Origin of the sequence: Chthonomonas sp. (assembly GCF_035294505.1) — a bacterium.
Classification (GTDB): Bacteria; Armatimonadota; Chthonomonadetes; order Chthonomonadales; family Chthonomonadaceae; genus Chthonomonas.
In genome coordinates this window covers 38,727-51,035 of the sequence record NZ_DATGKU010000182.1, presented here as the reverse complement: position 1 = coordinate 51,035, position 12,309 = coordinate 38,727, and the positions used below count along the sequence as shown (strand labels likewise).

Annotated in this window: 5 protein-coding genes; 3 read left to right on the top strand and 2 right to left on the bottom strand. The window is 55.5% G+C overall.

What is annotated here, in order from left to right; genetic code table 11:
- Positions 1-780 (top strand): creatininase family protein, encoded by a 780-nt coding sequence (locus tag VKV18_RS11180; RefSeq protein ID WP_324204286.1) that lies wholly within the window; start codon positions 1-3, stop codon positions 778-780.
- 64 nt (positions 781-844) lie between these two features.
- Positions 845-1,105: a hypothetical protein gene (locus VKV18_RS11175; RefSeq protein WP_324204285.1), complete on the top strand. Its 261-nt coding sequence runs from the start codon at positions 845-847 to the stop codon at positions 1,103-1,105.
- Between the two features lie 635 nt (positions 1,106-1,740).
- Here the strand turns inward: VKV18_RS11175 and VKV18_RS11170 are convergent.
- Positions 1,741-2,856 (bottom strand): hypothetical protein, encoded by a 1,116-nt coding sequence (locus VKV18_RS11170; protein WP_324204284.1) that lies wholly within the window; start codon positions 2,854-2,856, stop codon positions 1,741-1,743.
- A 145-nt stretch (positions 2,857-3,001) separates the two neighbouring features.
- On the opposite strand from VKV18_RS11170, the gene VKV18_RS11165 reads away from it, so the two are divergent.
- A complete protein-coding gene (locus VKV18_RS11165) occupies positions 3,002-4,027 on the top strand; it encodes a methyltransferase (RefSeq protein ID WP_324204283.1) in 1,026 nt (341 codons plus the stop codon).
- Between the two features lie 485 nt (positions 4,028-4,512).
- On the opposite strand, the gene VKV18_RS11160 is transcribed toward VKV18_RS11165, so the two are convergent.
- Entirely contained in the window at positions 4,513-12,303 is a 7,791-nt protein-coding gene (locus tag VKV18_RS11160; protein WP_324204282.1) for a hypothetical protein, read from the bottom strand.
- Positions 12,304-12,309 lie beyond the last annotated feature (6 nt).

Genomic DNA, 12,309 nt, shown 5'->3' with positions numbered 1-12,309 from the left:
ATGCAGCTTGGAGAACAGAGTTGGCCAGAAGCCCGCGCTCTGGTGAATAGGGTTGTTGTGCTGCCCCTCGGCTCTTTCGAGCAACACGGCCATCACCTTCCCCTGCTCACCGACACGCTTATCTGTACCGAAATTGCTCGCCGTGCCGAAGCCGCCCTCGGTGATGCCGCCCTTTTTCTACCGGTGCTCTGGGTGGGAGCCTCCGATCATCATCGGGCCTATCCGGGCACCGTTAGCGTGGGCAATGAGCCATATGTCGCTCTCTTATGCGATATGCTCGAAAGCCTTATCGGCTCGGGCTTCCGACGCATCTTCCTTCTCAACGCCCACGGAGGCAACATCACACCCGGGCGTATGGCTATCTACCGTGCTCAGATGCAACATAAGCACCTCCCCGACCTGTGGATTGCGCTAGGCACCTGGTGGACGCTCGCTGCCGACGCTGTTGCGGCCGTGCCTGGGCTTCAGCAACCCGTCGTTAGCCATGCCTGCGAACAAGAGACCAGCATGATCCTCTGCCTCCGTCCCGAACTCGTACGTCGCGACCTCGCCAGCGGCGCGAATATCCCTTTTGAATCGGCCTTCTATTGCCCTGACTTCTCCAGGCCTAGTCGAGTGGATGTGCCGCGTGCTTTTGACCAACTAAGTCAGAGCGGCGCCTTCGGTCACCCAGAACTCGCCACCGCCGAAAAGGGCGAGGCGCTTTTTCAGGCCGCAGCCGAACAGGTGATCCGCTTTCTACGCGAATTTGCAGCATGGCCTTCACTAGCCCCCCAATAATTTGAAACCTACGCACAGCAACTTACATCTATAAGTGTAAGTCAAAAAAATGAAAGGAACACCCATGCAAACCCCTAACCTATCGCACCCTCTACAGCGGTATCTAAATAACATGGTAACCATCTACTACCATACCAACTATTCCGATAGCGGGACACTTACCTATCTGGATTCCCATTGGGTGGAGTTGATAAAAACGTCCGGCGAGCATCTCCTGGTGCCCACGGCGGGCATTCGTCTCATCAAGTTACAATCCGTGGCGGAGACCGAGGCGAACACTTTAGTTCGTGCCAGCGCACCCGACTCCTCTCAGGGAGACCAGTAAGCTCACTAGCGGATTCCTTTGGTAGGCTGTCATTTGGAAACTAACCATAACCGCCCCCTTTCTCCCTAATAGGGGGAAAGGTCGGGATAGGGGGCGAACAAGGTGGGCTTGCTCTGCAAACCGACTCTAGAACCGTGAAGCAATTGACTTAAGATTTCTCGCCTTCGGCTCGAAATGACAGCCGCCTTCGGCTCGAAATGACAGGTGTTTATCTCGTCGCCGGCTCAAAAGGACAGGCGTATCCCCGGCTCTTCATGCCCCCACCCCCACTCCCCTCCCCCACTTTGGGAGAGGGGAGACCAACAAGCTAACTTGCGGTTTCCTTTGATAAGCTTCCCTGTGGAAACTAAACGCTATAGCCCCCTTTCTCCCGAATCGGGGGAAAGGACGGGATAGGGGGCGAACAAGGTGGGCTTGCTGTACTAACTGGCTCTAGAACCGTGAGATTGGCAATCTCTGCAGCTCCGACGCCCTTCCCCTCAGCGGCCTGGAAGGTTGTCTTAATCGCTTATCTGTCTGGCCGCTGCATTGCTGTCCGCGAGGACGGAAAGAATGGGATAGGGGGCGAATGAGATAAGCTTGTTCTGCAGAGCTGGCTCTAGAGCCGCGAGATTGGCAGTCTCTACCGCCCCCCCCTACTGGCGGTTTCCTTGCGTGAGTGCGTGGGCAAGAATGGTGCAAACATGCCCCTCTAACCCCACATCCATCACCACAGGCAAAGTTTTCGGGACGGCGATCAGCAACTGCAAGATACGCGATAGAGTTGGCCTATCGCCTACGGTCTCTGCCGCTAAAGCCCACCATACCACATAGCCTAGCTCATCTTCCGTTATGATGATGGAGGGCAGCTTCAACTCCTCCCTACACAACGCAGAGTAGAGGCCACATGTTCTACCCGATTTAGGCAGCCACGCGATCGCCATAAGTTGAGCCATCTGATCGGGATACCAAACCATGGGCTGTTTGACCTCAAATTTTGCCCCGTTGGGCTGAATGCCAATAAGAAAATGGCCACCTCCTCGGGTATCGTGTGCCCATAGCAGTGTATCAATAGCATGGAGGGTTGCTTCTGCCAATTTCCTATAGCTGTGGGCGAGATCGGCACGATGCATTCTTTGCGCGAGTTGCGCCGCTGCAACCCATCCTCGATAAACCTCAACGTTATCCATAGTATACATAGCAAGATAGTTCGGTTTAGCCATGGTTAGCCCGTCGCCGCGCAGAGTGAGACGAACAGCATTGGCGAGTTGTGGCAATGCGGTCACCAGGCGCCGAACCCACATAGGGTCTTTAGCGACTTGGGCATACCTCCAGGCTAGCAGCATGAAGGTGGCCGCATAGGCATCGGTCGAGTCGTAGTCGTTGGTGGAGTGCCAAGCGCCCACATCGCCTGAATAATCGTAGATGGTGCCATCCGCATTCAGATGAGCTAAATACCACTTTTGCCATTGCTTTACGGCCTGAAGTAAGCTAGGATCATGGGTTACCTGGTAGGCGTCGAGCAACCCCAGGGCCGCATAGTTCGCTACATAAGGTGACAGGCGATAGGGGGGCTTATTGCCCATAACAATGGCGCCATCTGATCGCTGTTGTGCCATAATGGCCTTTGCCATAGGCATCAGGGCGGCGATCAAGGCCTCGCGCTGCCATTTGGAAACAGAGGCTATGGAAGCGGAAGTTTGCGGTGTTCCCTTTCCCATAGCGATCATAGGCAAGCAGATAAGTAAAAGTAGCAGATACCTGTATTTCATCTACAATTCCTGTTGCACTCCTTCTATTGCGAGAGCATATGCCTAGTTTACCCCGATTCCGTCATGCCTCCCTTGACCGTCGGAGTATGGTGCAGGTAAACTCTCGAAACGAAATTTTTTATCAGCAAATGAGGGTTTGCAAGCTATGGTTTCTGAAACACAACAACCTGTCAACCCCGAACGAATCCTTCAACTTATGTGGGGACATGCAGCTCCCGTAATTATTCATGCAGGAATTCATAATAATATATTTGAGGAGTTGGCATCCGGTCCGCTGACCATTGACCAGCTCCACGCTAAAACAGGGGCTTCATTTCGCGGACTGAAAGCCCTTTTAAACGCGCTAGTCGGCTTGGGCCTGTTGGTCAAAGACACAGAAGGCCATTATCTATTAACTCCAGAAAGTACTACCTTTCTTGTACGTAAAAGCCCGCACTACTACGGAGAGCTTTTTTGCCATATCTGCGAGCAGCTTATTCCCAACTGGCTGGGTTTGGCCGAGATTGTACGGAGCGGAAAACCTGTAGCGCGTGTTGACCACGCCGATGAGGGAGCTGCCTTTTTTGAAAGGTTTGTTGAAGCGCTCTTTCCGCTCAACCATGGCGCCGCGAATGCGCTCGCCGAGTCGCTATGCCTCTCGCAAGTCAATGCTCCCTATTCTGTACTCGATATTGCCGCCGGGTCGGGCGTTTGGGGCATTAGCTTGGCCATGCAATCGCCCCATGTACACGTGACGGTAGTAGACCTGCCGGCGGTTTTGAGCGTGACACGGCGAATGCTTTCTCGCTTTGGGCTTACCGATCGCTTTCGACTGGTGGCAGGAGATATGCACACAGCCGATTTTGGCAAAGATTACCAGGTGGCTATCCTTGGACATATTTTGCATAGTGAGGGTGAGATACGCAATCGCGAACTGATTGCAAAAACTTATCAAGCGCTGGCGCCAGGAGGAACGGTCGCTATCGCTGAATTTCTCGTGAATGAAGAGCGCACCGGCCCTCCCCACTCCCTCATTTTTGCCGTCAATATGCTTGTGCATACCGAACAAGGCGACGCCTATTCTTTTAACGAGATCAGGCGTTGGCTAGAAGAGGTCGGCTTTGAGCACGTGCGGCCTTTGGAAGTCCCTGCGCCCTCGCCCCTTATTTTAGCAACGAAACCTGCGGCTTAAAATGCTGGAGTGCAGCCGGCTAGCACCCGATAACGCTCACCTCTCCGAGTAAACCTCTATTTATTTAACTTGCATGTCCCCCCTCCCCCTGTGGGAGGAGAGGGTCGGCCATGAAGAGCCAGCGATACAACTGTTCTTTCGAGCCGAAAGACGCTTGTCATTTCGAGCCGAAGGCGAGAAATCTTGGGTTTCCATTCCCACCCGTTCTGAGGGGAAGGGGTGAGGCAGTTGAGGCTAGCGTTTCTAGAGCCAATTCATGGAGTAAGCCTGTCTTGTTCGCCCCCTATCCCATCCTTTCCCCCTATCAGGGAGAAAGGGGGCGGTTGTGTTGAGTTTCCAAAAGGGAAGCTAATCAAAGGAAACCGCCTGTAGGGGCACGGTGACCGTGCCCCTTTTGCTAATCTCCCCTCTCCCAAAGTGGGGGAGGGGCGGGGGGGTGGGGGCTTGTAGGGGTAGGCCCTGTGCCTACCCCTACACCGGAAGGTTTACTGCCCCACAAGGTCCAGATAGAGTTTTGGCGCGAACGCGGCCATGTAGAGATCGGTTGTGCCGGCGCGGGTGCTTGCCCAGAACACCCAAAGTCGGTTCACCAGCGGGTCTTTTAACACGGCGATCTGCCCCTCGTTAATAGCTCCGTTAACGGGCAACGGCGCTTCGTAAACATCGTTTCCGAGGGTGTCGCTCATCTCATCTCCCCAGGCGACCTGATAGGTTAGAGTGCCGGAATTCGCCGTGGTGTTGGTAGCCGGATTGTAGTAGGTATAGGATACCTGCACCTGGTTGCCCTCATCCGCCTCGGTGAAGTAGATGCGTCCACGCTGCCAGTCTACCTCATAAGGGCCTCTAGCCCCAGTTACCGTAAGACCTACTATCTGGGTAACTCCATTGTTGTTTTTGGCTACCGCTACCGGGTAGGGCAGCTTGATCATCAGACGCATCGTCTTGAAGTAGACGGCCGATTTCGTTTTTCCTGTAACGTCCGTTTTATGATAGAACAGCCAAAGCCTATCCGTAAGCATGGCCGCCCCATTGGCTCCTAGCGGTTTCCCATCCGGGCCGAACACAACGGTTGGATTAGTAAGCAGTTGGCGTGGGTTGGGGCTGCGATCCAGCAGCACCTCCGGCGTAGTGTTGATGCCCACCGCATCCACCGCAGGATGCGCTTGGAAGGCCGGTGGCAGCGGGTTCGTTGGGATATTCCCATAACCGCCGGCAACAACCAGGTTGCTATCGTCTCGGCTGGTGTTCAGCCGCATGACCTGTGGAATGTAGCTTACCCGAAGAGTATCGGTGCTCTTCGGAGGAACATCCGGGAAGCGTACAATACCCGATTGTGGATCAATAACGATACGTCCACCAAGAGCAGAGTTATAGGTAATTGTTTGCGACGCGGGATCAAAGGTGCCGGGGCCCGCCAATAACTGAAGCACATTGCCGTTTTGATCAATCCGTTCCAGTGAAATGTAGGGCTGGACGCTGCTAAACAGCTGTTGATTGTTGTAGCCGATATACCACCCCACATCGCGTGAAACGAAATGGTTTGTAGCTCCCGCTCGGGTCAGCGTTTCATCCGTTACCGGAGGCAGCGGCAAAACGAAGAGCTGGCCGGGCATCATAGCCGGAGCATTCGGGCCTAAGTTCTCCCCACGATATATTCCGTACCGGATCATGAGGGTCTCGGCATGATCGCCACGGCCCGGTAACACACCGGTAAAGTAGAGGTCTATGGCGTCGAAGACGCGCACATCCGAACTTGTATTGAACGGATTTTGCGCATAGACTCGCCGATAGATAGCCGTCGGATGGCTCTGTTGCTCTAAGGTGATGGGAGTTGGCAGCAGAATCCCATCCGGTTGCCAACCCGATTGCACGATTTGGCCGTTCAGACTGGTGCTTAGGTTAAAGTTGTAGTAGATTTGTGTACGGTCTTGGCGCCCAAGCGAGTAGAACAGGTAGAGGAACTTCTGAGCAGGAACGTTCCGTCCGCTATCGGCAGCCAGCTTTACCAGAAGTGGGGCAGGGTCGTATTTTGGCACATAGGGATTTCCGGGCACAAAGTTCGGAGTTCCCTGTGGCACATAGGGATAGGTTGCGCTCAAGGGCTGCCAGAAGAACCGCATCTGTTCTTGTCCTTGGCCTGCAAAGAAGAGATAGGCTTCGTTGTCACTAGGCGGCCCTACGGTAATGTTGCCGTTGGCATCCACATCGTTTGCTGTCGCTATGGCGGGGCTGGCGAGTAGCAAGCCGGCGTTGGTTACATCGAGCAGAGGCGCCAGGGGGTTCCACCACTGCTGCTGAGTCGGTTGGCCGAACTGCGCAAAACTCATGTAGCCTACCCCACCCAACGAGCCTAGATTAAGGTAGGGCATGGTAAGCCAGCTGTAGAGAATATCGGATGGACTTGTGGGGCCAGGAGCCGTATTGCCTCGCAATGAGTTAGAGGCCCAGTAGAGGTACAGGCTGCTGGTATTATCGGCAGCAGGATAGAGAATGGCAGCCGGCAGCATGTTGAAACCGTTGGGCAAAGTAGCGCGCGGGCTGGATTTCTCCAAATTGTTCGGCGCTAAAAGGTCCACCGTATCTATTTGGCTCAAGCTGCCCTGCGTGGTTCCCCCTGTAAGGCGGTTCGGCACCACAGTTACCTTTACCTGAATGCCCGGATTCGCATAGGCCTCCAGCGCCTGCCCGACCGCATTGGTATTGAGAATATCGTCATCGTTGCCGGCCAAAGCGCTACTGCCATAGTTACTCCCCGATGCGGCCAGCCATTCTCGCCACTGCAGCGGCATCTCATCCTCATAGGGCACAACCGTTCCCACGTAGGTTCCCACCGGTGTGCCGAGAGGGACGGCGATGCCGAGCTTCGGCGGCTGAGGTTTCAAACCGTTACCGCTTGGCACATAGCCATGCGGCACGTCGGGGATGGTAGCTACCGTGCCCTGCGCATCTCCGGGCAGAGGTTTGTGCAGCGTGGGATAGGGCTGCAGGGCGTTGGTAGGCGTCCAGAACGGATTGTAGATCGGATAGAACACAATATCGCTCAGGTTTGCCTGGCCGTTGTTGTAAGGATGGTCGAAGGAGGAGACGATCCCAATGTTGCCCGTTCCCGGCGTAGGAATGGGGCTGTTCGCAGAGCCGAAGGGAGGCGCAAGCAGCCAAGAGGAGAACAGTTGGTCCACCTGATCACTCTGCAGCCCTTGTGCCACGGCAGCCCCTGTGGAAGGGGCAAGGCCAGGTGTTAGAGAGGAGGCGTTAAACGTAGAGCCGGGCTGCCCGATCAGCGTGGCGATGCGCAAATCCACCAGGTTCACGTTGCTGTCGCTCATCAAGGTGAAAGGTTGGAAAAACTCGCCGTATTGCTTCGGATCGTCCCACGGTGAGACCTTAGGTAGGGAGTTATTGGGCTTATTGGGATCGTAGGGTGCCGTCCCCGTTGGGGCAAACGGAACGCTATGCACACCGTTATTGTTGACCGGCGAGTAGCCCGTGCCTGCCGGCACGTTGCCGAAATCGAGGGCAGCGCCCTCCACGTGGAGGCGGAACGAAGGCGCCACGCACATGCCAAGGTTGAACTGGCGATAAGCCGTCTGTTCATCCAACCTATTGTAGCCGGTATAAGGAACATCCGGCGTCCGCTGGCCAGGAAGCTCCACATAAATGCGTATTTGCGGTGCAACATATCCCAAGGCGGGGTAGGTACTCGGGGCGGGAACGGAAGGAGGAAGTCCGCGATTGGCTGTCTGTATAGGACCGAGCACCGGCGAACCGAGCGCTCCGAGCACCTGCCCCGCCTCATTCGTAAACGAGTCGCCGAAATTCCCGAAGGCGGTCTGAACGATGCCGCGGTTCACATTGGCCGGCTGGTACTTCGGCACGTTCACCGTAAGGTTCAACTGCTCCGGTGTGTTAAGTAGTGTTATTGGGGCACGGGTCGCATCTCCACCATCTTGCCCTACAATGGAAACGTTATTGGCAGCAATGGCCGGATAGTCCGGCGTGCTTGTGCCATCGCCGGGAAGCTGCTCCCAAGGCAGCGGGTTCATCACCGAACTAGGGCCTCCCCACCAAGTCAGAGAAGGGACACGTATAACGACTTGTAATGTATTACCAGTTGCATTCGTATAGTGGCTTCTGTCTTCCACATAGAACGCCGGTACCCGGTTGCCATTTGTGTCTATGCCGCGATACTGCACGCTGTTGCCATCTACGGCCATATCGAGCGGAGCAAAGAGCGACTTCACGCCATAGTGGCCTAGCCAGCCCGTCTGAGCGCCATTCCCCAATAGCTCCCCAATATCGTTAATCGGAGTACCCGAGGGGTTATTGATGGGCGGTGCCCACCCGATGATGTTGAAGATGTTGTTGCCGGTTTGGTCGGCACTTCCAGAACCAGATGGGTTTGTACCGGCAACAGTAAGCGCCAACGGATTGGCAATGTAGATATTTCGAGGAGTACCGGTGGGCGGGCTTTGGCGTGTATTGTTAGGCAAAATTCCCTGGCTGCGCTGTCCCGCATACAACGAAGGCGTATTGAAAGCATAGTTTTGGGGCTGCCCATTGTTAGAGATTGTCTCCACTATGCGGGCGCTTGCCCGTACACGATAGCCCGATAGTCCAGGCGGCATAGGATTGTTAGCATCGGGAATCATAGGGATATCGGCTGTAGCGACCCATGGAAAAACATATTGCGCACTCCCAGTAAAGTTGCCGATTGTAAACTGTTGATTCTGTGATCCCGGATCTCCGGGCCAACCAGCCGGCTGACCGTTGGCCATTGTCGCAGGCACCTGAATAGTGATAGTCTTATTGTTACGCGGCAACACGATCTGGAAAGTGACGGAGATTCTCGGCGTCTGCCCCGTTGGGTCGGCATGGTACACGCCCCACGCCGCCACATAGAGATGGTCACCCCAGTCTAGTGCAATGGCATTGGTACCATCGGGCACTTGGCCTGGTATGGGGTTCGCACTGAAGGGCGTTCCTGTGGTTCCATGCGGCCAGAAGGTGCTCCAAACGTTCTGTGCATAGTAGTCAACACCGCGAATATCCACCAACAGATTTGGATTGCGTTGGTTTTGACCTCCTCCCACAAGCTCTGAAGGTGGGACGACTATCGTGTTGCCATTATAGGCCGTTACCTGTCCCCCAAGGTCTCCCTCTACAATATATCCGTTCACTAAAGCGGCACCTGCCGTACGAGCGTTCAATGTTGTGGCCGGTGGATTCCATATCAACGGCAAATAGCTATTCCCGTTGCCAGCATTGTAGACTTGGAGGCCTACGCCATAGAAGTTGCCCGTATCGTCTGGATAGACGAGACAAGGATACGCCACGTTGTAGCTTAAGGTAGTGCCGTCTAGCAGCCCCTGCGTAGGATCGGCCTGAAGTTGGGCTATGATCGGCGAGGAAAAGACGAAACCCGATTGAGGAATGTTTGTGGCATAGAGCTGTGGATTCAAGCCGTTGGCGTCTACCTGTATGCCATCTACCGTGCCGTCGCTCTGCACCACGTAGATCACGTCGGAAGGCAAAGTTCCCTGTGGAAGCAGACCGCTGTTTACCGGAACGGGCGCATTGCCCCCAAAACCGGGCACAAATGGCGCCGTTCCATTGGGATTATTAGGGTTCGGATAGGGTGGATTGGGCGTAGGAGGAAAGACCCACGTTAATTGATTTGTAAAGGGCACGGTCTGCCCATTGGGTGTCGCTTCAGGAAGCGTGTAGACCCGTCCGCCTCCATCGGGAGTGTCGCAGGTGAAAACCAGATAGCGATTATTGGAGCCTGTGGGTTGGTAGAAGGCAACGGTGCTGGGTGCCGCCCCCAACCCAGGGCCAGCCGTAGAAGGATAGGTCCAGTAGAGCCGCTTCGTATTATCGTAGGTTACTTGGTTGCCGTTTACGTTGGTGATGACGTCGTGATGGGCGAGGATGGCGTAGACATAGCCATCCGAAGTGCCCACGATCAAAGGCTTCTCGGCAGTTCCTCCGGCATAGTTCGGGTCGTACATAGGGGACCCGGCAAGGAACCCGATCTGCGGCTCGTCGCTAAAGTTGTCGGCCATATTGAAGCCACCGGTGGCGCTCGGTGTGTTCACCCTATGGAAGGTATCGGCGCCGAAGCGCGGCCATGTCCAGATTCGTTGGGTCGTCCCCGCAACAGCCAACTGCTGATTATTCACATTAATGGTGCCGAAATCTCCGCGCCCTCCGGCATCGAAAGCATAAACACGCCCATGTCCACTGTCCGAGCCTTGTGCGGTTACGATCAACAGTTGGGGCCCATTCGGGTTATCAGGGTCGTCCACCAGCGTAGGCGTCCATGTCATTCCCGTCATGGTGAGCAGCGTGTCGTTTCGCACAATATAGGGAGTCGTGGCTGCCGCAGCCGTATTGGGATTGGGAATAATATCTCCGTCGTAGATGAGGTGGCCGCCCGAATCGGTAGGTTGATCCGGCCCGAAGCTAAAGGTTGGATAGCCGGTACGGCTAAAAGTACCCGTATTTGCCGGAAGGCTAAAGTTGGGGTCCTCCCACTGAGCCGGGGCATTCGGTGGCTCATTGGCCGTTCCCAACAGGGGTCGCACCGACGGATAGACCCAATAGGCCGTTGTGGTGCGGGTGGACAGATCGCCGGGGTCTGGGCCGAAGGGGTTATTTCCAACCGGGTCCAGCGCATAGATATGCCCTAAAGTTCCACCGGCTGCGGTGGTCACAAAGTAGACCATTGGGCGAACCTTGCCGTCACGGCAGCGCACGTTGGCAAGCAAAGGAGAGGCCGTGCAGGTACCCGTCCCCGCATCTGGCAGCGCCACATAGCGCCAGCGCACACGGGTTTTGGAGGGCAGCTCTTGAGGCTGGCCGTTTACAATCTGAATGCCGTCTTCATTGTTCAGGCAGTAGAATACCGGCACGGTGAAGGTGGTGTAAGCATCGTTGCCGGGTGTTAGGGGTGTCTGCGTTGGGTCTACCGGCGTCGTGGGTGGTGTGTTCGCAATCGTCTCTTCACGTGCCACGTAGTAAACGGTTTTTCCAAACTCCGGGTCGTTAGGGTTGGTAACCACTCTGTTGCTACCAACCACCGGAGCAAGAACACGTCCTTGAGCGCTGATGGGGCCTAGAGGAGACTGCGCGATGGCGCCGCCATTATTCCCCGTGTTGGCGATGCCAAGCGGCACAAACTCCACGGCGTCGGCGGTGATGTAGGGCGGATGAAGATAGAGAGAGGTATCGTTGGGATTATCTGGGGTGAGCACGTAAAGGGTCACCACGATCTGGCTGGTGGGGTCGTTGCTGTTATAAGGAAAGACGGCCGGCGTCGCCGATGTGGTGCTAGAAGCCGCATAAGGGCCGATAACGCGCCAGCCCGGCCCGCCAGAGAGGTCTACCATGTAGATACGGCTGTTGACCACATCGTAAACACCGCCTCCGCCAGGAGTGCCGGTGTTGTTGATCGTATTTCCGTTAACCGTGTGAAACCAACTTACCCGCACAAAAGCATGTTTTAGATCGGGATGAGGGACGCCATTGGCATCTAAGGTACCATCTCCTGGAGACCAGATGGACACGGTATAGTTAAGGGTAACCCCCTGTAGGGAAGTGGGCAGTATGGGGTTTCCCATCGTCCATTGGGCTACCGGCTGGGCATTGTTGAGTACGTTGTTCACCGCAGCATAGAGCTGAGGAGGCACATACGGCAGTTGGGTCAGCTGGTCGGTTGTTGCCGTCACCGGGTTGCCGTTCGAGTCGGTGTAGGTAATCGTAACCGGCTGCGTCGTGGCGATGCCGTAGTCGAAGTTGTTGGGATCGGTGGGGTCGGTTCCAAAAGAGAAGCCGGCCTGTGGCACTCGTTGCGCTATGGGTGGAACGGTAAAAACGTTCGTATTCCACACCGAGAGGGCGTTCTGGGTGACGTTAGGATCAAAAATCTCTTTATTTCCCTGAAATCCAGGGGGGTTATCCACGATGATGGGATTAAGAGCGGAGACGCTTGAGGTCTGGTTTGAACTCCCATTCTGTGCGCCGAGCAGGTCTGCGGCGGTCGGCCATACCCACCGAGGCAGTCCCTCACCGGGTTGATTACCCGGATCGGTGAAGTTGTTGTAGCCTTGACGCAGCGCAAGCCCATTGCTATTTGCATCCAGCGTTAGCGCGCCACGGTCTAGCGTCCAGTCGTCGTTGGTAAAGGCGAACTGAGCTTGTGCCCCCATCGCCGCGAAAGCGAGGAGCAATCCACACAGCGATATTATCCCAAAGGAGAGCGCACTCTTGTGCCTCATCTCTCG

What these genes read in the sequence shown, in the direction of transcription:
- VKV18_RS11170 (WP_324204284.1), bottom strand. Translation starts at nt 2,856, where the DNA reads ATGAAATACAGGTATCTGCTACTTTTACTTATCTGCTTGCCTATGATC.
- VKV18_RS11180 (WP_324204286.1), top strand. Translation starts at nt 1, where the DNA reads ATGCAGCTTGGAGAACAGAGTTGGCCAGAAGCCCGCGCTCTGGTGAAT.
- VKV18_RS11175 (WP_324204285.1), top strand. Translation starts at nt 845, where the DNA reads ATGCAAACCCCTAACCTATCGCACCCTCTACAGCGGTATCTAAATAAC.
- VKV18_RS11160 (WP_324204282.1), bottom strand. Translation starts at nt 12,303, where the DNA reads ATGAGGCACAAGAGTGCGCTCTCCTTTGGGATAATATCGCTGTGTGGA.
- VKV18_RS11165 (WP_324204283.1), top strand. Translation starts at nt 3,002, where the DNA reads ATGGTTTCTGAAACACAACAACCTGTCAACCCCGAACGAATCCTTCAA.